This window comes from Martinezella rhizogenes, from assembly GCF_027460065.1.
Lineage (GTDB): Bacteria > Pseudomonadota > Alphaproteobacteria > Rhizobiales > Rhizobiaceae > Agrobacterium > Agrobacterium rhizogenes_C.
In genome coordinates, this window is the sequence record NZ_JAPYZZ010000011.1 from 155,727 (window position 1) to 177,479 (window position 21,753).

The 21,753-nt window shown below is 60.4% G+C and carries 19 protein-coding genes and 1 pseudogene; 11 read left to right on the top strand and 9 right to left on the bottom strand.

All coding sequences use genetic code 11. The features are described 5' to 3' along the window. Position 1: 1 nt before the first annotated feature. Complete coding sequence (locus tag O8B93_RS17780; RefSeq protein ID WP_269711246.1) at positions 2–1,237, bottom strand: GAF domain-containing sensor histidine kinase; 1,236 nt, start codon at positions 1,235–1,237, stop codon at positions 2–4. Positions 1,238–1,545: 308 nt separating this feature from the next. On the opposite strand from O8B93_RS17780, the gene O8B93_RS17785 reads away from it, so the two are divergent. The 6 genes from O8B93_RS17785 (at position 1,546) to recX (ending at position 7,627) form a co-directional block, all read left to right on the top strand. Then, complete coding sequence (locus O8B93_RS17785; RefSeq protein ID WP_269711248.1) at positions 1,546–2,562, top strand: ABC transporter substrate-binding protein; 1,017 nt, start codon at positions 1,546–1,548, stop codon at positions 2,560–2,562. A 102-nt stretch (positions 2,563–2,664) separates the two neighbouring features. Further along, positions 2,665–4,128 (top strand): ATP-binding cassette domain-containing protein, encoded by a 1,464-nt coding sequence (locus tag O8B93_RS17790; protein ID WP_269711249.1) that lies wholly within the window; start codon positions 2,665–2,667, stop codon positions 4,126–4,128. Next, entirely contained in the window at positions 4,125–5,066 is a 942-nt protein-coding gene (locus O8B93_RS17795) for an ABC transporter permease (RefSeq protein WP_269711250.1), read from the top strand. Before O8B93_RS17790 ends, O8B93_RS17795 begins: the two co-directional genes overlap by 4 nt. Next, positions 5,063–6,010 carry an ABC transporter permease gene (locus O8B93_RS17800; protein WP_269711251.1) on the top strand — a complete coding sequence of 316 codons (948 nt, stop codon included), beginning with the start codon at positions 5,063–5,065 and terminating at the stop codon, positions 6,008–6,010. Before O8B93_RS17795 ends, O8B93_RS17800 begins: the two co-directional genes overlap by 4 nt. Before the next feature lie 34 nt (positions 6,011–6,044). Next, positions 6,045–6,965: an SMP-30/gluconolactonase/LRE family protein gene (locus O8B93_RS17805; RefSeq protein ID WP_269344860.1), complete on the top strand. Its 921-nt coding sequence runs from the start codon at positions 6,045–6,047 to the stop codon at positions 6,963–6,965. Between the two features lie 71 nt (positions 6,966–7,036). Beyond that, positions 7,037–7,627, top strand: coding sequence for a recombination regulator RecX (gene recX / locus O8B93_RS17810; protein WP_269711252.1), 591 nt, complete (start codon positions 7,037–7,039; stop codon positions 7,625–7,627). 3 nt (positions 7,628–7,630) lie between these two features. Here recX and O8B93_RS17815 read toward each other — a convergent pair whose 3' ends face one another. The 6 genes from O8B93_RS17815 to O8B93_RS17840 all read right to left on the bottom strand — a co-directional run bounded on the left by O8B93_RS17815 (position 7,631) and on the right by O8B93_RS17840 (position 14,784). Next, on the bottom strand, positions 7,631–8,029 hold the full coding sequence (locus tag O8B93_RS17815; protein ID WP_269711253.1) for a c-type cytochrome: 399 nt from the start codon (positions 8,027–8,029) through the stop codon (positions 7,631–7,633). A 97-nt stretch (positions 8,030–8,126) separates the two neighbouring features. Next, positions 8,127–8,654 (bottom strand): DUF992 domain-containing protein, encoded by a 528-nt coding sequence (locus O8B93_RS17820; RefSeq protein ID WP_045015650.1) that lies wholly within the window; start codon positions 8,652–8,654, stop codon positions 8,127–8,129. A 246-nt stretch (positions 8,655–8,900) separates the two neighbouring features. After that, entirely contained in the window at positions 8,901–9,710 is an 810-nt protein-coding gene (locus tag O8B93_RS17825) for an ATP-binding cassette domain-containing protein (RefSeq protein ID WP_269711254.1), read from the bottom strand. A 34-nt stretch (positions 9,711–9,744) separates the two neighbouring features. Continuing rightward, the gene (gene fhuB / locus O8B93_RS17830; RefSeq protein ID WP_269711255.1) at positions 9,745–11,709 is read right to left on the bottom strand and encodes a Fe(3+)-hydroxamate ABC transporter permease FhuB; all 1,965 of its coding nucleotides are present in this window, start codon (positions 11,707–11,709) and stop codon (positions 9,745–9,747) included. Beyond that, entirely contained in the window at positions 11,706–12,608 is a 903-nt protein-coding gene (locus tag O8B93_RS17835) for an iron-siderophore ABC transporter substrate-binding protein (RefSeq protein WP_269711256.1), read from the bottom strand. Before O8B93_RS17835 ends, fhuB begins: the two co-directional genes overlap by 4 nt. A gap of 28 nt (positions 12,609–12,636) precedes the next feature. Then, positions 12,637–14,784, bottom strand: a complete 2,148-nt coding sequence (locus O8B93_RS17840) for a TonB-dependent siderophore receptor (protein WP_269711269.1) — start codon at positions 14,782–14,784, stop codon at positions 12,637–12,639. A 172-nt stretch (positions 14,785–14,956) separates the two neighbouring features. Between O8B93_RS17840 and O8B93_RS17845 the strand changes: the two genes are divergently transcribed. The 5 genes from O8B93_RS17845 (at position 14,957) to O8B93_RS17865 (ending at position 20,325) form a co-directional block, all read left to right on the top strand. After that, the gene (locus O8B93_RS17845; RefSeq protein WP_269711257.1) at positions 14,957–15,868 is read left to right on the top strand and encodes a LysR family transcriptional regulator; all 912 of its coding nucleotides are present in this window, start codon (positions 14,957–14,959) and stop codon (positions 15,866–15,868) included. Between the two features lie 255 nt (positions 15,869–16,123). Then, positions 16,124–16,387, top strand: a complete 264-nt coding sequence (locus tag O8B93_RS17850) for a spike base protein, RCAP_Rcc01079 family (RefSeq protein ID WP_269711258.1) — start codon at positions 16,124–16,126, stop codon at positions 16,385–16,387. Positions 16,388–16,578: 191 nt separating this feature from the next. After that, positions 16,579–18,246, top strand: coding sequence for a phosphoethanolamine transferase (locus O8B93_RS17855; protein WP_269711259.1), 1,668 nt, complete (start codon positions 16,579–16,581; stop codon positions 18,244–18,246). Between the two features lie 66 nt (positions 18,247–18,312). Next, positions 18,313–18,966, top strand: a complete 654-nt coding sequence (locus O8B93_RS17860) for a response regulator (protein ID WP_173989461.1) — start codon at positions 18,313–18,315, stop codon at positions 18,964–18,966. A 21-nt stretch (positions 18,967–18,987) separates the two neighbouring features. After that, positions 18,988–20,325, top strand: a complete 1,338-nt coding sequence (locus O8B93_RS17865; RefSeq protein WP_269711260.1) for a sensor histidine kinase — start codon at positions 18,988–18,990, stop codon at positions 20,323–20,325. A gap of 17 nt (positions 20,326–20,342) precedes the next feature. Here O8B93_RS17865 and O8B93_RS17870 read toward each other — a convergent pair. Both O8B93_RS17870 and O8B93_RS17875 read right to left on the bottom strand, forming a co-directional pair. Beyond that, positions 20,343–20,567: pseudogene (locus O8B93_RS17870) on the bottom strand (IS110 family transposase); the annotation flags it as partial. 20 nt (positions 20,568–20,587) lie between these two features. Then, positions 20,588–21,541 (bottom strand): IS110 family RNA-guided transposase, encoded by a 954-nt coding sequence (locus tag O8B93_RS17875; RefSeq protein WP_269711261.1) that lies wholly within the window; start codon positions 21,539–21,541, stop codon positions 20,588–20,590. Positions 21,542–21,753 lie beyond the last annotated feature (212 nt).

Below are 21,753 nucleotides of genomic sequence, written 5' to 3' on the forward strand. Positions count from 1 at the left end.
GTCACACATCCTCCCGGTGATCGAAAGCACCTTCCGGCAGGGTCACGGTGATGCATGTGCCCGCCCCGTTGCGATTGCCGCCGATATCGAATCTCGCCGAAATCAGCCGCGCCCGTGTCTTCATGTTGCCGATGCCGAGACCGCCGGAGGCCGCGCCGTCACCGCGGCCATTGCCGTCATCGCTGACCGTCACCCTGAGCCCGCCATCGACGGCGATGAGGTTCACGGCAATGGTTTCCGGCTGGGCATGGCGAATGGCGTTATTGGCCGCCTCCTGCACGATGCGGAACAGCGAGATAGCCACCGTCTTGTCGAGCCTCTCCACCAGCCCGTCCGTCTCATCAGTAACCGACCACTCTATAACCGAGCCGCTGTCACGCACGGAACGGTCCACATAGGTCTCGATCGCCTCAACGAGGCCGAACAATTGCAGGATCGAGGGTTTTGCCTCCTCGATGATCTCGCGCAGATCCTGCATGCAATGCTGCAGGCTGCGCACCACCGGCTCCAGCATCTCGCCGGAAACATCGGCCGAATGGCTCATGCGCTCGATACGCCGCGCAAGCCGCGTCAGATCGGCCAGCGTCTGGTCGTGCAGGTCCATGCCGATGCGTTGCCGCTCCGCCTCCAGCGCCTCCGTCAATTGCAGCGCGCCGAGCCGCAGACCCTCTTCGCGGGCATTGGCACGCGCCTCCTCAATGGCTGAGCGTTTGGCCTGTTCGGCGGCGCGGATGGCATAAAAATAGGGCGCCAGCAAATCGGCGACCGCGCGGGCATTCGCCACATCCTCCATCGTATAGGCGTCCGACTGGTGGGAGGAGCAACTCAGCGCGCCGATAATATCGCCATGCACCTTCATCGGCACATGCAGGCGGCTATGCAGGTTGAGTTCGATGATCGGGCTTGAAAACGACCCTTCGAAATGAAACCGCGGATCAGCACAGGCATCCCCGCTCAGGAGATATTCAACCTCGCCTGACAGCAGAGAACGGATCGGACTGCCGCTCAGAAGTGCCGGCGGCTGGCGGCTCCAGGCGCTGACGAGACCGCTTTCATAGGCAATGTGGTACTTGTCATCCAGCTGCTTGATGCAGACATCAAGGTGGACGTGCGGAATGATATGGGTGATCTCGGTGGCGACGGCCTGAATGATGGCGTTAAACTCCAGCTGCCCGGCAAGCAGCCGCGAAATGCCCATATAGTGGTGGAAAAGAGCGCTTTTCGGCGTATCCAGCATGTGCGGACGCCCTCCCAAGCGCCTGCCTAATCGACATCAGGCGGCGCAGTTTTAAACACATCAGAACGCCGCATCATTCATTCTGCGCCCGGCAATGCCGTTTCGTCCTGCGGGTTCCCGCATGCTTTCTGCGGAAACCCGCAGGAAGATTGCCGTGATCCGCCTATACAAGCCAAATCTTCTTGGTCATTCTCGCTTGTACTGGGGAACGGAGCTCCAGTGCAACGGGATTTCGTCTGCCGCCGAGGAGATTTGCGGCAGATGAGGGTTCCGGACCCCGAAAGGGCAAGCCACCAGGGAGGAAATCAATGGCTTTCAGAAAGATGCTTCTGGCATCGGCCGCTGTCGCATGCGCAGCTCTGCCGATCACCGCTCACGCCGATACGTCGGCAAAAAAAATTGCACTTTCAAACAATTACGCAGGCAACTCCTGGCGTCAGGCGATGCTGACCAGCTGGGACAAGATCACCAAGCAGGCGGTTGCCGACAAGCACGTTGCCGCCGCTGACGCCTTCACGACAGCCGAAAACCAGGCAACCGAGCAGGCCGCGCAGATCCAGAACCTCATCCTGCAGGGTTATGACGCCATCGTCATCAACGCCGCTTCGCCGACCGCGCTTAACGGCGCGGTGAAGGAAGCCTGTGATGCCGGCATCACCGTCGTGTCCTTCGATGGCATTGTCACCGAGCCATGCGCCTGGCGCATTGCCGTGGATTTCAAGGCGATGGGTGCAAGCCAGATCGATTATCTCGCCAAGGCTATGCCGAAGGGCGGCAACCTGCTCGAAATCCGCGGTCTCGCCGGGGTTTCGGTCGATGACGAAATCCATGCCGGTATAGTCGATGCCGTTGCCAAGAACCCGCAGTTCAAGATCGTTGGTTCGGTCAACGGTGACTGGGCGCAGGACGTTGCCCAGCGCGCCGTCGCCGGCATTCTGCCGAGCCTTCCCGAAGTCGCCGCCGTGGTGACACAGGGCGGTGACGGTTATGGTGCGGCACAGGCCTTCGCCGCCGCCAAGCGCCCGACACCGACCATCGTGATGGGCAACCGCGAAGACGAGCTGCAATGGTGGAAACAGCAGAAGGACGCGAGCGGCTACGAGACCATGTCGGTCTCCATCGCTCCCGGCGTCTCGACGCTGGCTTTCTGGGTGGCGCAGCAAATCCTCGACGGCAAGGATGTGAAAAAGGACCTGACCGTTCCTTTCCTGCGCATCGACCAGGGCAATCTTGAGGAGAACCTCAAGAACACCCAGAAGGGCGGCGTCGCGAATGTGGAATATTCGCAGGAAGACGCCCAGAAGGCCATCGCCTCGGCCAAATAAGGCCGGCCAAGTCTCGATATGACCGATTGCGGCGCTCCTAAAAAACGGGCGCCGCAACAGCCACCGATATTATCCTTTTTCAGATCACTGGCGTAATTGCTCATGAATGACATCATCGAGGCGGAAGAAGTCGTCGCCGCGCGCGGCGTGAAGGTCGTGTTCGGCGCGGTCAAGGCGCTGGATGGGGCCGATCTCGTTATCCGTGCCGGGGAATGCCTCGGGCTCGTCGGCCATAATGGCGCGGGCAAATCCACCATCGTCAACGTCATCAATGGCGGGTTGACGCCCCATGAAGGCTCCATTTCCTACGGCGGTGACCAGAACCGCCACGGCATCGCGGCCGCGCGTGCCAGCGGCGTGCGCTGCGTGTTTCAGGAACTGTCGCTCTGCCCGAACCTCACGATCAGCGAAAATGTCCGCATCATGCATGCCGCTATCAGCGGGCGAAATTGGCGCGGGCGGGCACTCGCCATGATCAGGCAGACGCTCGACGAGATTTTTCCCGGCCACGGCATCGATTGCGAGCTGACGATTGCCGAACTTTCCATTGCCGAGCGGCAGATGGTGGAAATCGCCATCAATTTCTGCCGCACGCCTCAGGCCCCGAGGCTGGTGATCCTCGATGAACCCACCTCCTCGCTCGATGCCGGCCTTGCCGAACAATTGATGGATTATGTCCGCCGTTTTGTCCGCACCGGGGGTTCGGTGCTGCTGATATCGCATATTCTCGGCGAAATTCTTTCGACCGCTACCCGCATCGTCGTGATGAAGGATGGCCGTGTGGTGGCTAACCGGCCAGCCGCCGAATTCACAACGCGTACGCTGGTGGAGGCCATGGGCAGCGTCGTCAAACCGCAGGACAGGCAGAAAAGCGAAAACCGCAAGGCGGGCGAAAAGGTGCTGTCCATGCCAGCGCGCCGCGGCGAAGGCCTTGCCTTCGAGGCCTTTCGCGGTGAGATCATCGGCCTTGCCGGGCTAGGCGGCCATGGCCAGACGGAAGCGCTTCTCGATCTTTACCTTGCCCGCAACAGCAGCTGGCTGCCAGCGCGCAAGACCGATATCGCCTTTGTGGCGGGTGACCGCAGCCTGAACGGCACCTTCCCGCTGTGGAGCATTCTGAAAAACCTGTCCATCGCCTCGCTCAGGGATATTTCATCCGCAGGCATGGTGGACAGGACGAAGGAAACCGAACGCGGCGATGAGTGGAAAAAGCGCATCGAAATCCGCACGCCTGATATGGGCAACAAGATCCTGTCCCTCTCCGGCGGCAACCAGCAGAAGGTGCTTTTTGCCCGCGCGCTCGCCACCACCGCCAGCACCGTTTTGATGGACGACCCGATGCGCGGCGTTGATATCGGCACCAAACAGGAGGTCTATGACATCTTGAGAACCGAAGCCTCCCATGGCCGTACTTTCATCTGGTATTCCACCGAAATGGATGAAATCCGTCTCTGCGACCGGGTCTATGTCTTCCGCGACGGCGCCATCCAGGCCGAACTCGTCGGCGACGACATTACCGAGCAGAATGTGCTGGCCGCCTCCTTTGCCGGAGAGGACCACGCATGAAACTCTCGGCAAGTGCCCTTCGTCTCATCATTCCCGCCACCTCGCTCGCTTTCCTGCTCGCCGCCGTTTTCTACATGCAGCCGCGCGCCATGAGCTATACCGGCATGAACCTGCTGTTCAATCTGGCGGTGCCGATAGCGCTCGCCACCATTGCGCAGATGCTGATCATGTCGGTCAACGATCTCGACCTGTCGATGGGCACCTTCGTCAGCTTCTGCGCCTGCGTCACCGCCACCTTCCTGCAAACCTCGCCGCTGACAGGTATTGCGATTTTCGCCGGGGCGATTGCGGTTTACGCCGTGCTGGGCGCCGTGATCCACATTCGCAACCTGCCTTCCATCGTCGTCACCCTTGGCATGAGTTTCGTCTGGGGCGGCCTTGCGGTGCTGATCCTGCCCTCGCCCGGCGGTCAGGCGCCCGCCTTCATCCGCACGCTGATGACGGCGAAACCGCCTTTCGTGCCGATCGCCATCGTCGCCAGCATCCTGATTGCGGTCGTCGCCCATTACATCGTCATGCGCTCCTCCTTCGGTGTGCTGATGCGCGGCGTCGGCGGCAATTTCCGCTCGGTCGAGCGCTCCGGCTGGTCGGTCGTCGGCATTCGCGCCGCAACCTTTGCGCTCGCCGGTTTCTTCGCGGTGCTTTCGGGCATCGCCCTTGTAGGGCTGACAACCGCAGCCGATGCCAATATCGCCCTGCGTTACACGCTGCTGTCGATTGCCGGCGTCATCCTCGGCGGTGGTGAATTCGTCGGCGGCAGGGTGTCGCCCATCGGCGCCGTCATCGGCGCACTGACGCTGACGCTGGCGGGTTCCTTCCTCTCCTTCATGCGCATTTCGCCGGACTGGCAGATCGGTGCTCAGGGGGCGATCCTCATCATCGTGCTGGCGCTGCGCATCCTGCTCAACCGTCTCGAAAAGCGGGAGAAAAACCAATGAGCCGGCTCTCTTCCCTCACCAGAAAACCATGGATATGGTCTTTTGCCGCAACGGTTGCGGTGTGGATCGTCACCGTGCTCTTCACCGGCGGCGCCAGCTCCTTCGGGCTGTCGCATGCGGCGCTCACCTTTGCGGCCTTTTCAGTCATCGTCGGCATCGGCCAGATGTTCGTCATCACGCTCGGGCCGGGTAATATCGATCTCTGCGTTCCCGCGACGATGACTTTGTCAGGCACTCTGGCCCTGAAATTCATGGATGTGTCCGACAGCCTCATCCTGCCCGGACTCGTGATCGCCATCCTGATCGGCATTGCCATCGGCATCGGCAATTATGCGCTGATCAAGCTCCTGCGCATTCCGCCGATCATCGCGACGCTGTCGATGAGCTTCATCGTACAATCCATCGCCATCTGGTCGAACCGCGGCCTGCGCATCAAGCCGCCGGAAACATTGGCGACATTCGCGATATCAAGCTCTTTCGGCATTCCGAATGTGGCGCTTGTCGCGCTGCTGCTCTCGGTCGTCGCCTGGCTGCTGCTTGACCGCACATTTTACGGTCGCTGGATTGCCGCCATCGGCCAGAGCACCTTCGCTGCCCGCATGACCGGCATTCCCGTGGATGGAACACGCTTCATCACCTATGTGCTCTGCGCAGTGCTGGCGGCGATTGCCGGTTATCTTCTCGCCAGCTTCTCCGGCGGTGCGGCACTCAACATGGGATCGGAATATCTGCTGATGTCCATCGCCGTCGTTGTCATTGGCGGTACGGCGGTAGCAGGCGGGGATTCCAATGTTCCCGGCATATGGGGCGCCTCGCTTTTCATGTTCCTGGTGGTATCGATGCTGAACACCTATGGTTTCGGCGCCGGCATCCGCCTCATCCTCACCGGCCTCATCATCATTTCCGTCATTCTTCTGGCAAGCGGCCGCAAGGCCACGCGCTGAACCCAAACGACAAGCCCACAAGCGGACCACGCTCATGACCACAGACAAGACCTCCCCTTACGAAATCCACGACGACCGCTTCCGCCATCTGATCGTTGGCAATGCGGAGCTGGAAGAGCTTTATTCCGGCTGCCGCTGGGCCGAAGGCCCGGTGTGGTTTGCCGATCTCAACTGCCTGCTGTTCAGCGATATTCCCAATGAACGCATGTTGCGCTGGGTGCCTGATGGCGGCATTTCCGTATTCCGTCAGCCCTCCAACTTCACCAACGGCAATACCCGCGACCGGCAGGGGCGACTTGTCTCCTGCGAACATGGCGGCCGCCGTGTGACCCGCACCGAGGTCGACGGCTCGATCACCGTTCTTGCCGACAGCTACGGCGGCAAAAGATTGAACTCACCCAATGATGTCGTCGTCAAATCCGACGGCAGCGTCTGGTTCACCGACCCGACCTACGGCATTCTTTCCGACTACGAGGGCTACAAGGCCGAACCGGAGCAGAAGACCCGCAATGTCTACAGGCTCGACCCCGCAACCGGAAAGATCGACATCGCCATCGACGACTTCGTGCAGCCGAACGGCCTTGCCTTCTCGCCCGACGAGACGAAGCTTTATGTCGCCGACAGCTCCTATAGCCACGATATATCCCGCCCGCGCCACATCCGCGTTTTCGACGTGGTGGATGGCGTGAAGCTCGCCAACGGCCGGGAATTCTGCAACCTCGACAATGGCCTGCCGGACGGCTTCCGCCTGGATACCGCCGGCAACCTCTGGACCAGCGCCGGCGATGGCGTTCACTGCTTTGCGCCTGACGGTACGCTGATCGGCAAGATCAAGGTGCCGCAGACGGTGGCGAACCTCACCTTCGGCGGCCCGAAGAAGAACCGCCTGTTCATCACCGCAACGAAATCGCTCTATTCGGTTTATGTCGCCGCCACCGGCGCACAGACGCCCTGAAACGCTGATATCAGGAGAATTCAGACCGGCAGGGAACTGGCAAGACGGCTCAAGCGCGCTATAAATGCGCCATGAGTGACGATTCCAGCCCCTTCCTGACTGACGATATGGAGTTCGACGGCGAAGTGCCGGCCGTTGAGCCCACAAGCCGTATGCTGTCCTGGGCGCGCAATTCCGCTCTTTACCGGCTGCAACAGCGCATGATGACGGAAAAGCAGCTGCGCGACGCCATCATGCGCAAGGCCCGGGAAAAATTCGAGGATATCGGCCCGGCGCAGGTGAAGGCGCTCGGCGAATTTGCCGTGACTTTCGCTTATGGCATCAAGGCGCTCGACGATACGGCCTATGCCGAGATTACCGTGCGAAGCGGCCAGCGCAGCGGCAAGTCAAAACGTGGTCTGGCGCAAAAACTCCAGATCAAGGGCGTCGCCCGGGAAACCGCAACGGCCGCGTTGCAGGAGACCAACGATCTCATCGCCGCCGTCATCTTCGCACGCAAACGCGCCTTCGGGCCTTATCGCCGTGTCGAGCCGGACGAAAAACGCAAGGCCAAGGAGTTTTCCGCTTTTGCCCGCAACGGCTTCAGCTTCGAAATCGGCACGAAGGTGATGGCGATGACGGCGGAAGAGGCGGAAGACATCCTCTCCGACGCGCCCCTCTGACATTTATTGCGGCAGGGGATGAGTCTTCAGATATTCGATCAGATCGGCAATATCGGTTTCGCTCCACAGCCCGAAAAAACGCATTGCATTTCCGGGTATCGCCTTCTTCGGGCTGGCGATAAATTTCTGCAGTTCCTCCTCCGTCCAGACCCGGCCAGCTGCGCCGGCATCCTTCAGCGCCTGCGAATAATGGCCGTAATCGGCCACGGAAGCCATCGGCCTGCCGACCACACCCATCAGATGCGGCCCCATGCGGGTGCGCGGCGCATCCACGCTATGGCAGGTGGAACAGCGGCTAAAAACCTTCTCGCCATGCGCCGCATCGCCCTCGGCAAAGGCGCTTGCAGCAAGCTGGAGGAAAACCGCGGCTGTGGTTGCGGCTTGTTTGGACACGAAAATCATGGCCCGGATAATACAACGCCCTCTCCGTCTGACAACGAAGAGGGCGTGTTTTGACATGCGACAGAATGCCCGGTCAAAACACCGGGCACTTCGCCGATCAGTTCATGGCGGTCAGCGTCACGGACGTACCGGTCGCTGCGAGATTGAGGCCAACCTGACCGGTCACGCTGACCGTCTGCAGCTGGATGGAGCCGGACGTGCCGCCAACGAGAACGTTAGTGCCGACGCCGAGACCAACGGTGACTTCAGCCGTTGCGCCCTGATAGAGGCCGCCCAGCGAACCGCGGTGGTAACCGGCGGTCGGGGCGAAAACGGCCCAGACCAGACGGCCCTGCGTGGTGAAACCGAGGTCAACGCCCATCTTGCGGATGGCGCCGGTGTAATGGTCCGTGCGACGCGCGCCCATGGTGGACTGGAAGGTGCAATCCAGTTCCTTGGCCGAGCCGATCACGTAACCGACGCCACCGCCGATATCGCAGGTGAGGTAACCGATCTTGACGCCGTTGCGATCGTCCTGCTCCTGCGGAGCCGGCTCATATCTTGCAAGGTCGGCAGCGAGTGCGGAAACGGTTCCGCTAAGGCCCATCGTCAATGCGGCAAAAGTTACGGCAACAGCCTTTTTCATCTTGTTTTCTCCTGTTTTATCCTACCCGCAGCAGCCCTTCTTGCCCTCTCCGGATATTGAATTCCGCACTGTTAACGTTTGTTCCGAAAAATCGATCCAAAACAACTTAATTGGAAGCGATGAAAGCGGAACAGTTAACAATGTCTAATGGCGGTAGGCTGGCATTAAGACATTGTTAGGGCGGGAAATGCGCCCGGAATCACCATCAACAACAAGCGTTTCTGGCCGTTGTTTTGCTGCAACATCTCAAAGCGGCAAGGCAACGGGAAGGCCGGTGGCGGCATGGGTCATGACATCCATGCGCACGCCATAGATGCGCTCCAGCGTCTCCGGTGTCATGATCTCCTGCGGCGTTCCCCGCGCAATCAGCTGGCCGGAATGCAGCGCGACGATCTCGTCGCAGAAACGTGCCGCCATGTTGACATCGTGCAGCACCACGATGACGCCGAGGCCCTTTTCACGCGACAGTCTCTGCACCAGTGACAGCACCTCGAGCTGGTGCGCCATGTCGAGCGCGGAGATGGGTTCATCGAGGAGCAGGCTTTCGGCATTCTGGGCCACCAGCATGGCAAGCCACACGCGCTGGCGCTCGCCGCCGGACAGCGTGTCCACCAGCCGGTCGCGGAAAGCGACGGTATCGGTGAGTTCGATCGCCTCGTCCACCCTCTCCTGATCCGCCTTGCTGAATTGCCCGAGCGCGCCATGCCAGGGATAACGGCCAAGCGCCACCAGTTCGCTCGCCAGCATGCCAGAGGCGGCCGGCGTATATTGCGGCAGATAGGCGAGCTTGCGCGCGAATTCGCGGTTGCCCCAGGCATTTAACGGCTTGCCCTCGAACGAAACCCGTCCCGCGGTCGGCTCCTGCATGCGCGCCAAAATCTTGAGCAGCGTCGATTTTCCCGAACCGTTATGGCCGATAAGGCCGATAGTCTTGCCGGTCGCAAAACGTGCCGTCAGCGGCTGCAACAAAGTCCTGCCCGGCACTTCCATGGTGACGCCATCAAGAGAAAAAAGCGGCATATCGTCGTGAGCGACCGCATTCGCTGCCTGGCCCATGGTTCTCATCTCCGTAAATCGACTGGAAAAAACATCATCGCCTGCCTGACAGCCAGATCAGGTAAGGCGCGCCGGCCAGAGCCGCAAAAAGCCCGAGCGGCAGTTCATAGGGAAACGTGACCGTCCGCGCTCCAAGATCGGAAAGCGCCATCAGCGCCGCGCCGAACAGGAAAGAGGCGAGCAGGTGGTCGCGCGGCGTGGTGAAACCGGCGCGCAGCGCAATATGCGGTGCCATCAACCCGACGAAACTCAAGGGGCCAACAAGCAGCGAAGCGGCCCCTGTGGCAATACCCGCCACCGCAATGACGGCGATGCGCGCGGCACTGAGCGGCAGACCGAGGGAAAGCGGCACGTCCCGCCCGAGCGGCAGGATCGTCAGCCAGCGGGTCACCGAGAGGGCCACGACCAGAAGCACGACGGAAAGGATGGCGAGAAAGATCGCCGAAGCCGGGGTCGCCGTCGAACCGGAGCCGCTGAGCCAGGCGAGAATCTGCCATGCCCGCTGATCGCCGATGGCAAGCAGCGCCGAAAGCACCGCCGAGCAGAGTGAACTGACGGCAATGCCCGCCAGCAGGATTTTTTCCGGAGCCAGATGCCGGCGCACGGCGAAGAACAGCACGAGGATCATGACGGCCGCCGAGCCGATGCCGGCACCGCAGAACAGTTCGAACAGGCCTGCCGCCGGAAAAACCGTGATGGCGGCGGCAAAACCGAGGCCGGCACCACCGCTAACGCCGATCACCTCCGGGCTTGCCATGGGATTGCCGGTGAGCCGCTGCAAAAGCGCGCCCGCCATGGCGAGAAGACCGCCCGCGGCTATCGCGGCCACCAGCCGCGGCCAGCGGAAGGGCAGAAGAGTTTGCAGGTCACTGGCCTTGAGCATTGTCCAGCCCTCAGGCCCCTTGCCGATGGCGAGCGCAGAAAACACCAGCACCGCCATGATGACGAGCACCGGCAACAGGGCCGCAAGCCGGCGTCTTGTGACGAGATCGACGCCTTCGCCACGATGAACGTCGGTCGGCCGGATTTTCGGCAGCAGCCATAAAAGCAGCGGTCCGCCGATCAGCGCCGTCACCGCACCCGTCGGGAAGACTTCCGCCGTCGTACTCGCGAAAAGCTGCACGAGGCCGTCGCAAAACCAGAGGAGCAGACCGCCCAGCAGGGGCGAGACGAACAGCACGGAAGACGAGCGCCGCACGCCGAGCGCCCGGGTGAGCGCCGGTGCGGCAAGGCCGATGAAGCTGACGAGGCCGACCGCTGAGGCAACGAAGGCAGCCAGCGCGACCGCAACGGATGCGACCGCCAACCTGATCGAGAACAACGATACGCCAAGCGATCGCGCACCGGAATCGCCAAGACCGAGAACCGTCAATGGCCTTATCAGCAAGCCGGTCAGGGCGAGCCCTGCGAGAAGCTGGAAAGCGAGCATAACGGCATTCGACCAGTCCTGTTGGCTGAGCGAGCCGCCGTTCCAGACCACGAGGGACATCAGATATTCGCCCTGCGCCAGCGTCAGCGCCGCCGAAATGGAAGCCGCTGTGATGCCAACCAACAGCCCTGACACCACCATGGTCACCGGCTCGAAAGAGCGTCGCCAGCCGAGAAGGAAGACGATGCCGGCCGCAGCCGCCGCGCCGGTGAGCGCCACCCATGCGCGGTTGCCATCCAGCAGCGAAGGAAAAAATAGGGTGGCGATGACGATGGCGAGCTGCGCACCGGCCGAGATGCCGAGCGTCGAAGGGTCGGCAATCGGATTGCGCAGCAATTGCTGGAAAAGCGCACCTGACAGGCCGAGCATCGCACCCGCAAGGATGGCGACCACTACGCGCGGCAGCAGGCTGAAGGCGAAGATGATCTGATCCATGGACATGGATGCGATATCGAATGGCAGGCCTGGCCATGTGCCGAAAGGCAGCCGCTGCAGGCCGGCATGCAGGGAAAGGCCGCAGGCGAAAAGGAACAGAAGCCCGAAGAAAAACTGGAGAGGCCGTGCCGTCACAGGGCTTCTCCCTGCGCCGTCAGCGCCTCGGTCAGAAGCCGCACAAACCGCATGCCGGCGGTAATGCCGCCATAGGGGCCGACATTGCCCAGCGTCACCACCCGGCCTTGCCGCACCGCCGGGAGCGCGCGCCAGATGGCGCTGTTGCGCAGGCTTTCGCGGGCTTCCACCGGAATATCGGAAACGATGACGATACGTGCCTCGGGCGAGGCGGCGAGATTTTCGAGCGGCACCGGCGCCGCAAAGGTGAATTGCGACCGGTCCACCCAGGCATTGGCAAGGCCCAGCCTACCAAGGACATCGCCGAACATACTGTCCGCACCAAAAGCACGAAAATGCCGGGCATCGCCGATATTGATGACATAGGTCGGGCGTGCGGAAAAACCGGCAAGGCGGGTCCGCATGGCTTGCATGGCAGCGTCGGTTTCGATGAGAACCTTGCGCGCCTCGTCGGTGCGCCCGAGCTTTTCACCAAGCGCAGTGACCGCCGCCAGCGCCTTTCCGAAAGGCGGCTCACCCTTCACGTAAAAGGGCAGCGAAAACACCGGGGCGATCGCTTCCAGCCTGCCGGTGTAGCGCGTGTAGAACGGCGAAATCAGGATGAGATCGGGCCGGGTGAGTTGCAGAAGCTCGAAATTCGGCGCGCCGCGCAGACCGAGATCGGCGACGCTTTCGGGGATTTCCGGCTCGACCGCACCGGCCCGGAACTGGATGAGCTCGGTCGCCGCCACCGGCATGATACCGAGTGCCACAGAGGTTTCGAGCATCGCCCAGTCGATGGCGGCTATGCGCGGGGTTGCCTTTGCCCGCACATTGCCGGCAAAGGCCGAAGCAGCGAGCAGCGCCAAAAACTCCCGCCGCCCCCAGAGGGGGGACATCCATCGATCCTTGCGCGTCATGCCCCTGCTGCTTCACTTTGATATGGCGTCACCAACGATAGGTCAGCTTGCCCATAACCGTTCTTCCGTCACCGTAATAGCATCCGAAAGTGGAGCAACTAGAAATATATTCTTTATCAGTCAAGTTTTGTACCAGAAGCGAGGCGCGGTAGCCGTTTTTCTCGTAATGCACACCGAGATCGAGCAAAGCGAGGCCCTTCATTTCGAAGGCATTGGCGGCGTCGCCGTAACGCTTGCCGACATAACGGACACCGCCTCCGATGCCGAAACCCTCAAGCGCGGTGTCTTCGGCAAAGGTGTAATCCAGCCAGAGGCTTGCGGCGTGCCGGGGCGTGCTATCAAGCTCCTTGCCGTTATTCACACGGCCGGAAACCTCGCTGTCCATATAGGTATAGGCCGCGCGCAGGTCGAGCCCGTCGGCAAGGCTTGCGACGCCTTCCAGCTCGAGGCCCTTCACATGTGCCTCATCCATCTGCTGCGTCACCCCGCCCACCGTCGTGGTGACGTTCTTCTGCTTCAGATCGTAGATCGCGGCGGAGAAGAAACCGTCGAAGCCGTCTGGCTGGTATTTGATGCCCGCCTCCCACTGCTCCCCGGTGGTGGGCTTCGGCGCATCGCCGACAGCCGGCTGCGGCACCGGCTCGAAGGAGGTGGCGTAGCTGACATAGGGCGCGAAGCCGCCATCGAAAAGGTAACTGACCCCGACGCGGCCCGTCAGCTTGTGGTCGTCCTTGTCAAGCGCGCGGTAGGTCGTGCCGTTGAATGTGGTGCCGCCCGTACTTGCCCAGTCTTGCCGCAGGCCGGCGGTGATGCGCCAGTTCTCGATCGCCATCTCGTCCTGCGCATAAAGGCCGATCTGGGAAATATCCGTCTTCACATCGGCATAAAGCGTGCGCGAGGTCAGGCTGATAGGCCCGCCATAGATAGGGTTGACGGGGTTGAGCGGCGTCGCGGCCCAGAATTCGGTTTTGACGTTATTGTCGAAATAACGGTAGTCCAGCCCGACGAGCAGGGTGTGGTCGATTGGCCCTGTGGAAAAATCCGCCTGCAGGCTGTTGTCGATGTTGAAGGTGTTCAGCAACTCGTCCTGAAACGTGGCGTTCCGGCGGATGAAATTGCCGATCATGCCGCCGCTGGTCGAAGACATGCCGAGCGCCCGGTAGGACCAGTCGAAGTTGGAATAACGCGCATTCTGCCGGAAGGTGAAGGTCTCGTCGAAACGGTGCTCGAATTCATAGCCGATATTGGTGAATTTGCGGTTTGACGTATCAAAGGAGGGATCGCCGACATAAAAGCTGCGATCCAGCATGTAGCCCGGTCGCGAATAAGTCAGCGCCGCCGGCAGGCCGGAGGGCGAACTGGGATTATCGTGCTGATAGGAGGCAAGAACCGTGAGCTTCGTGTCCTCATCCGGCTGCCATGTCAGCGCCGGAGCGATGAAATAGCGGTCGTTCTGCAGATTGTCCGTCTGGGTGTGGGCGTTGCGGGCAAGGCCGGTCAGGCGATAGGCGAAACTGTCGGTGCCCGCGACCGGTCCGCCGATATCGAACATCGACTGGTAATAATCGAAGCTGCCGATCTGTGCGCCCACTTCGCCGAAACGCTCGAAGGTCGGCCGCTTGCTGACGAGATTGATGAGACCGCCGGGATTGCCCTGACCATACAGCACCGAAGCCGGCCCGCGAATGACTTCCACTCGCTCCAGACCATAGACCTCATAAGAAGGCGCACCGGCCGTGCGCATCAGCCGCAGGCCGTTGAGAAACTGCAGCTGGTTCCCCTGAAAGCCGCGAATACGCGGCGCATCGAAACGCGGATCGGCACCGAACGGCTGCGCGACGACGCCGGGCACATAATTCAGCGCCTCGCTGAGAGTGCGGACATTCTGCGCATCCATCTGGTCTTTGGTAATGACGGAGACCGATTGCGGAGTCTCGACCAGCGAGCGGCCCGTCTTGGTGGCGCTGGCGCTGGTTTTCGCCACATAACCTTTCACCGGTGCCTTGGGATCCTGGTTTTTGCTGCCTTCCACGGTGATGGTTTGCAGCACCGTTGTTCCGGCTTGCTGAGCAACGGCAGCAGCGGGAGCCAGGAACGCCATATAGGCAATGGCGGCACAACCACCAGCCAGAATGGAAATGTGTTTGGATTTTCCCTGCACGCCAATACCCTTCATCACCCGCGCCGCCGTAAAGCGGTTTTTTCTGGAGAATTTAAGTCATCTTATTACGCAAGGTGCAAATCGTGATCCAATAAGTGACACCGGTTTTTTTCATAACTATTGATTATGAAAAATCGCATCGATAATAGCTTGGAATTATTCAAATCTAGCGCGGGAGGCGGTAACGATGGGCAGGAAGCCGGCGGGTCGCGCCGATACATTCGAGCTGCGGCACCTGCGCTATTTCACCACGCTGGTGGATGAACGCAATTTCGAGCGTGCCGCCGCCCGCCTCGGCATTGCCCAGCCGGGTTTGAGCCAGCAGATCATGGCACTCGAGGATATTGTCGGCATGCCTCTGCTCGACCGGACGCGCCGGTCGGTGAAGCTGACGACGCCGGGCCAGCTGCTCTATGAGGATGCCCGGAAGATCCTTGCCAATGCCGAGGCCGCACTTGCCGCACTCAGACGTGTCGGCCGTGGCGAGACGGGCCGCATCTCCATCGGTTATGTCGCCTCCGCTGCCTATTCCGGCCTGCTGATCCAGTCGATCGCCAGTTTCCGCGCCTCGCATCCGGATGTGGAGCTGCAACTCATCGAGATGGAAATGCGGCTGCAACTGGCCAAGATCGCCGATGGCAATCTGGATTTCGCCTTCATCCGGCCGCCCTCGCCGATCCCGGAAGGGGTTACCACCCATGTGGTTCTGCGCGAACCCCTGATGGCCGCCCTGCCGGAGAATCATCCCTTGGCCTATGCGCTGCAACTCGATCTCAAGAACCTCGCCGCGGAAACCTTCATCACACCGAGACAGCCGCCGGATGTCGGCTTTCACTACAATACGATAGAGGCCTGCAACGAGGCCGGTTTCCAGCCGATGATCAGCCCGGAAGGCCGGGACTACACCACCATTACCAGCATGGTGGCTATCGGCCTCGGCGTCGCTTTGGTGCCACGCTCACTCGATTGCCTGAGGCTGCCCGGTGTGCGCTACGTGCCGCTTGCGGCAAGCGCTACCACGTCCGACCTCGCCATAGCCCACCGGAAAACGGAAGCCTCTCCCGCCGTCAGGGCCTTCATTCTCCACGCCCGCAGCTAAAGCCGGCCTTGCCAGGAATATAAGGGCCTGCTGCCGATCCCGTGGACGAAAAATCCGCCCGTCTTTTTTTGCAGCGTATCGAGGGCGACAGGACGATACGGCGCAACCGCATAAGATTGCAGGGAAAATGCCGCACTTGTCGCCAGGGCCGGAAACGAGACTGCAATGCCGCCGGACTATTTCTCGTCGCCGCTTATCCCCATCGCCCCGGCGCGCCGCATAATCACGGCAGATTTCGATTTACGGGAGACAAAAATGGCTGAGACTTACGAATACCATGCCGCTGGCCTCGAATCCCCGGCATCCCACGCTTTCGATGTCGTTCCTGACGATGTGAACCCGCTACCGTCCCCCACGCGCGCCATCTATGTGGGCAATGCCGGCCATCTCTGCCTCACCCTGCTTTCAGGCGCGACGGTGACCTTCCAGAACCTGCCGGCGGGCAGCCTGCTGCCGGTGAGGGCCATGCGCATATTGTCAAGCCGTACCACCGCGACGGGCATGCTGGGGCTTACCTGAGCCGCCATCATTGTCACCGGCCATCCGAAACACAACTTTTTCGGGCAATCTCATGCTATATGACATATTCATGACAAGCATTCAGGTTGATGTCAGCAAAATCCGGCATCCGCCACCAATCGGGCCGTGCGGCGACTGGGACAGCGGCGTTTGCGCACTTTCTTCGCCGACATCGGCCCATCGGAAATCTGGTGGATCTGATAGTGGCTCTTTTGACCTCGAAAGCGACGGGAACAACAACATTTCGTCCGGAAATCGGCAGCGTGGCACTCAGCCTGCTGACGGCGGCCTATCTGCTGCTTTTCACGAACCGCACCTTCTGGTCGAAGGTCCATACCTATCTTTCGGCCTATCCGGTTGCGATCTTCGCGCTTTACATCGCCATGGCCGCGTTTTTCGGCGCCCTCATCATCATTTTTTCCGCCAAATATCTCATCAAGCCGTTCTTGATCCTGCTGGTCTTTGCGGCGGCGGCCTCCTCCTGGTTCATGGATCGCTACGGCATCGTCATAGACAGCGACATGATCCGCAACGCCATGGAAACGACGCAGGCGGAAGCCGGCAATCTGATCACCCCAGACTTTCTCTGGCATATGGCGGTTTACGGGCTGGTGCCGTCCATCTTCATCGTCGCGGTGCGCATCCGGCATCGGCCGATCCTCGACAAGCTGCTGTGGAACACCATCAGCATTCTGATCTGCCTTACCATTGCGGGCATCATCAGCTTTGCGAATTCCAAGACCTTCACCACGGCCATCCGCCAGCACAAGGATATCGTCAAAAGCGTCAACCCGTTGTCGCCGATGATCTCCACCATCCATTATTTTACCCAGGCCGGGCAGGAAGCCGAAATACAGGTGAGCCCGATCGGCAAGGATGCGAAACTTCTGCCGGCGCTGGCGGGGGTGCAGAAGCCACGAATCACCGTCATTGTGGCCGGCGAGACCGCACGCGCCGCCAACTTCTCCCTGAACGGCTATGGGCGCGAAACCAATCCGGAACTCGCCAAACGCGACGTGATCTATTTCCCCAACACCACCAGCTGCGGCACGGCGACGGCGATCTCCATTCCCTGCATGTTTTCGAAATTCACGCGCTCGCAATATAGCCACAGCAAGGCGCTCGCCAATGAAAACGTCATGGATGTCCTCGTCCATGCCGGCGTCGGCGCCACATGGCTGGACAATAATACCGGCAGCAAGAATGTCGCCGACCGCATCCCCTATTTCGACCTGCCCTCCACCAATGACAGCCGCTTCTGCACCGGTGGCGAATGCCGCGACGATATCTTCTTCGACAAGCTCGATGCCTGGCTCGACAACGTCAAGAAGGACAGCGTGATCGTGCTGCACCAGATGGGCAGCCACGGGCCGACCTATTATCTGCGCTACACCGATGAATTTCGCAAATTCACCCCGGATTGCCGCACGGCCGAACTCGGCAATTGCAGCGACGCGGAAATCGTCAATTCCTACGACAATACGCTTCTTTACACCGACCATTTCCTCTCGACCGTGATCGACAAGCTCAAGGCACGCTCCAACAAGCTGGCGACGGGCATGATCTATGCCTCCGACCACGGTGAATCGCTCGGTGAGAACGGCGTCTACCTGCATGGCGCACCCTATCTGCTCGCCCCGGACCAGCAGACCCATGTGCCGTTCCTCGTCTGGCTGGATGACGATTTTGCCAGATCAATGGGGCTGGACAAAGCCTGCCTGGCAAAAAGTGCAGCAGAAGGCGGGCGCTCGCACGACAATTATTTCCATAGCATCCTTGGCATGATGGGGGTCTCGACTTCGGTCTACGATCCCTCGCTTGACGTCTTCAGTAGCTGCACCAGGCGGCAGACGAGCTGAACAGACAGTGCTTGACGCTTATCCGGACAAAGAGATACGCAAGACGACGCGTTAGAGGGAGCTGTCTTGCGGGTTCTGCTTGTTGAAGACGATTATGTGCTGGGAGAGGCGCTGCGAGACCATGTCGCGGCGGCTGGCCACGCTGTTGACTGGTTCAAGACGCTGGGCGACGCCATGGCGGCGACGCTGACCATGGGTTATGGCCTGATCCTGCTTGACATGCGACTGCCTGACGGTGAGGGCATCACCCTGCTGCAAACCCTGCGCAAGCGCGAGGACGCGACGCCTGTCATCATCCTGACGGCGCATGACCAGGTCTCCGACCGGATTGCCGGGCTGAATGCCGGGGCCGACGACTATCTGGTCAAACCATTCGATCTCAACGAGCTTTCGGCGCGCATGCTGGCAGTCTCGCGCCGTTACGAGGGCCGCTCGGCACCCGTTATCCGCCTGCCCGGCATCGAGATCAACCAGGTGGCGCGCAACATCACCGTGGACGGCGCGGCGCAGACACTGAGTGCCCGGGAATGGGCGGTGCTGGAAAAGCTCGTCGAACATCCCGGCGCGGTCGTCTCGAAGGCGCAATTGCACGACACGCTCTATGAATTCGGCGCGGAAATAGAGAGCAACACGGTCGAGGTCTATATCAGCCGGCTGCGCAAGAAAATCGGCCATGACCGCGTCGAGACCGTACGCGGCGTCGGCTACACCATCAAGTAGACGAACCGCAGGCAGGCAGAAATGGCCAGACCGACCAGCATGACCCGCAAACTCGTGACGGCGCTGACGAGTGTTGTCGCCATATCCTGGCTGCTCGCCTGCGCGCTGGGCGTCATGGCAATGCAGGACGAATTTGCCGAGATTTTCGATGCCGGCCTTGAAGAAACTTCGGAAAGGCTGCTGCCGCTTCTTCTGGACGACCTACGTGAAAACAATACCGCACCGGCCGCACAAAAACTCAACCAGTCGGCGGAAGGGGCGGAATATCTGACCTATCAGGTTCGCGACCGCGAGGGCCAGGTCGTGCTGCACTCACATGACAGTTCGACGGAGCCTTTCGAAGTCGGGCTTGATCCCGGTTTTTCCGAGACATCGTCGCAGCGCATCTTCACGGTCGCTTCGCCTGACGGCAATTATTTCCTGCAGGTGGCCGATGCCTTCGCCAATCGCCGCGAGGCGATCATAGAGGCGGGCAGTGCCTTGATGCTGCCTGTGCTCATTCTCATTCCCGCCAGCATTTTCGCCGTCATCGTCGTCGTGCGGCGAGCCCTACAGCCCGTACAAACGTTACGTGACGAAATCGGCAAGAAGGATGGCGGCAATCTCGCCCCGCTCGCGACACAGCCGTTCCCGGCCGAACTGCACCCCATTGCCCGTTCAGTCAACCTGCTGCTCGGGCGGCTGCGATCGACGATCGAGGCCGAACGTGAATTCACCGCCAACAGCGCCCATGAATTGCGCACGCCGATTGCCGGTGCGCTGGCGCAGGCGCAGAGGCTGCGCGCCGATATTCCGCCGGAGCTCGCGCCCCGCGTCGAAAATATCGAAAAATCCCTGCAGCATCTCGCTCATCTCGCCGAAAAGCTGCTTCAGATGTCGCGGGCGGAAGCGAGGATCGGGGTCACGGATAAAACAAGCGATCTGATCCCCGTGCTCGAACTCGTCATTGACGACATGAGCAGAACGGCGCTCGGCACATCCCGCATCCGCTTCACCAATCGCTGCGAAGGCAGCCTGCCTTGCCGGATCGGTACGGATGCCTTCGGCATCATCATCCGCAACCTTCTTGAAAACGCGCTGATCCACAGTCCGGCGGAAAGCCCGGTGCAGGTCATCGCGGAAACGGACGGCACGATCCGCATCGTCAATGCCGGGCCTGTCGTCGACCCGGCCTTGTTGCCCAAGCTGACCACACGTTTCACCCGAGGCCAGACCACGGCTGACGGCACCGGGCTTGGCCTTGCCATCGTCAAAAGCCTGGTGGAACAGGCAGGTGGTGAGCTGGTGCTTTCCTCTCCGGTTGCCGGCCGGCAGGACGGCTTCGAAGCCCGTGTGATCCTTCCGGTCGAAACGGCCTGAAAACAAAAGCAACGGTGTTACGCGTCAAGCACCGTTGCATTGTGATCACGCATTCTTGCATTGAGAATGATGATCATCTTGCGCATGACGGCGACGAGGGCGACCTTTCCGGGTTTGCCCTTTGCCTTCAACCGCTGGAAGACGGCTCTCATGTTCGGATCAAAACGAATGGCTGGTAAGGCTGCGACGTAGAGAGCGTCTCTGATCGGCTTTCGTCCGCCTGATATCATTCGCTTGCCACGCATCTGCAAAAGCAACGGTGTTACGCGTCAAGCACCGTTGCATTGTGATCACGCATTCTTGCATTGAGAATGATGATCATCTTGCGCATGACGGCGACGAGGGCGACCTTTCCGGGTTTGCCCTTTGCCTTCAACCGCTGGAAGACGGCTCTCATGTTCGGATCAAAACGAATGGCTGGTAAGGCTGCGACGTAGAGAGCGTCTCTGATCGGCTTTCGTCCGCCTGATATCATTCGCTTGCCACGCATCTGGCCGCTGTCGCGATTGATCGGCGCAACGCCGACAAGCTTGGCGATCTGGGCTTTGTTCATCTGGCCGAGTTCGGGAAGACCTGCAATCAGAAAGCAGGCGGTTCTCAGCCCGATACCCTTGAGTGACATGAGCACGTCAGCCATGGCGGCAAGCTGCCGATCCGACTTGAGGCATACCTTCATGGCTTCCACGACGGCCTCACGCTGGTGCGTCAGAAAGGCCAGTGTCTCCTCGACCCACGCCTTTGTCCTGGCATTGTCGTGCTTGCCGAGCTTCTCACGCCGGTTCTTCTCCTGAACGATCATGTGCGACAGCTGCCTGTAGCGCGATACGAGATCAATCAGCATCACCTGCACTGGCGAGGATGCGGCAAGGACCCTGGTGTCCATACGTCTGGCATAGTCGGCAAGCACAAAGGCATCGATCCTGTCGGTTTTCGACAGGCGGCCGCAGGCACGTGCAAACTGCCTGGTCTGTTTGGCATTGACCTTGGCCACCGGCAAATCAACCGCCAGAAGAGAATTCACGACACCGCGCTCATAGCCGCCAGTCGGCTCCAGCACCACGCGCTCGATCTCCTCTAATTGATCGAGAAACGTCAAAAATCGGGCAATCCCTTCCGCATCATTGGTAAAGCTTGCGAAGCGCTCCTCGGGAAGAACGCAAACATCGAATGAAGATTTCGATATGTCGATGCCGACAAAATGGCTAGTATAGGTCATGAGGTCTTGTCTCCCTTATACGCGAGCGCTCGGCTCTCTCAACGGTTCGACGAAGCCTCGTAATGCGCAGAGGGTTTTGCTTTTTTTCGAACGAAAAGTTCAGGCCCGCAAGGACCAACCGCTCTGCTCATCGTCTCGACGGTGTTGCAACCACCTTCAAGACAAACAAGGCCGGAACATCATAACGATGGTCCGGCCTTTAATGTATAAGA

Excerpts from the sequence above, each read along its gene's own strand:
- O8B93_RS17780 (WP_269711246.1), bottom strand. The coding sequence starts at position 1,237 with ATGCTGGATACGCCGAAAAGCGCTCTTTTCCACCACTATATGGGCATT.
- O8B93_RS17785 (WP_269711248.1), top strand. The coding sequence starts at position 1,546 with ATGGCTTTCAGAAAGATGCTTCTGGCATCGGCCGCTGTCGCATGCGCA.
- O8B93_RS17790 (WP_269711249.1), top strand. The coding sequence starts at position 2,665 with ATGAATGACATCATCGAGGCGGAAGAAGTCGTCGCCGCGCGCGGCGTG.
- O8B93_RS17795 (WP_269711250.1), top strand. The coding sequence starts at position 4,125 with ATGAAACTCTCGGCAAGTGCCCTTCGTCTCATCATTCCCGCCACCTCG.
- O8B93_RS17800 (WP_269711251.1), top strand. The coding sequence starts at position 5,063 with ATGAGCCGGCTCTCTTCCCTCACCAGAAAACCATGGATATGGTCTTTT.
- O8B93_RS17805 (WP_269344860.1), top strand. The coding sequence starts at position 6,045 with ATGACCACAGACAAGACCTCCCCTTACGAAATCCACGACGACCGCTTC.
- recX (WP_269711252.1), top strand. The coding sequence starts at position 7,037 with ATGAGTGACGATTCCAGCCCCTTCCTGACTGACGATATGGAGTTCGAC.
- O8B93_RS17815 (WP_269711253.1), bottom strand. The coding sequence starts at position 8,029 with ATGATTTTCGTGTCCAAACAAGCCGCAACCACAGCCGCGGTTTTCCTC.
- O8B93_RS17820 (WP_045015650.1), bottom strand. The coding sequence starts at position 8,654 with ATGAAAAAGGCTGTTGCCGTAACTTTTGCCGCATTGACGATGGGCCTT.
- O8B93_RS17825 (WP_269711254.1), bottom strand. The coding sequence starts at position 9,710 with ATGGGCCAGGCAGCGAATGCGGTCGCTCACGACGATATGCCGCTTTTT.
- O8B93_RS17835 (WP_269711256.1), bottom strand. The coding sequence starts at position 12,608 with ATGACGCGCAAGGATCGATGGATGTCCCCCCTCTGGGGGCGGCGGGAG.
- O8B93_RS17840 (WP_269711269.1), bottom strand. The coding sequence starts at position 14,784 with ATGAAGGGTATTGGCGTGCAGGGAAAATCCAAACACATTTCCATTCTG.
- O8B93_RS17845 (WP_269711257.1), top strand. The coding sequence starts at position 14,957 with ATGGGCAGGAAGCCGGCGGGTCGCGCCGATACATTCGAGCTGCGGCAC.
- O8B93_RS17850 (WP_269711258.1), top strand. The coding sequence starts at position 16,124 with ATGGCTGAGACTTACGAATACCATGCCGCTGGCCTCGAATCCCCGGCA.
- O8B93_RS17865 (WP_269711260.1), top strand. The coding sequence starts at position 18,988 with ATGGCCAGACCGACCAGCATGACCCGCAAACTCGTGACGGCGCTGACG.
- O8B93_RS17875 (WP_269711261.1), bottom strand. The coding sequence starts at position 21,541 with ATGACCTATACTAGCCATTTTGTCGGCATCGACATATCGAAATCTTCA.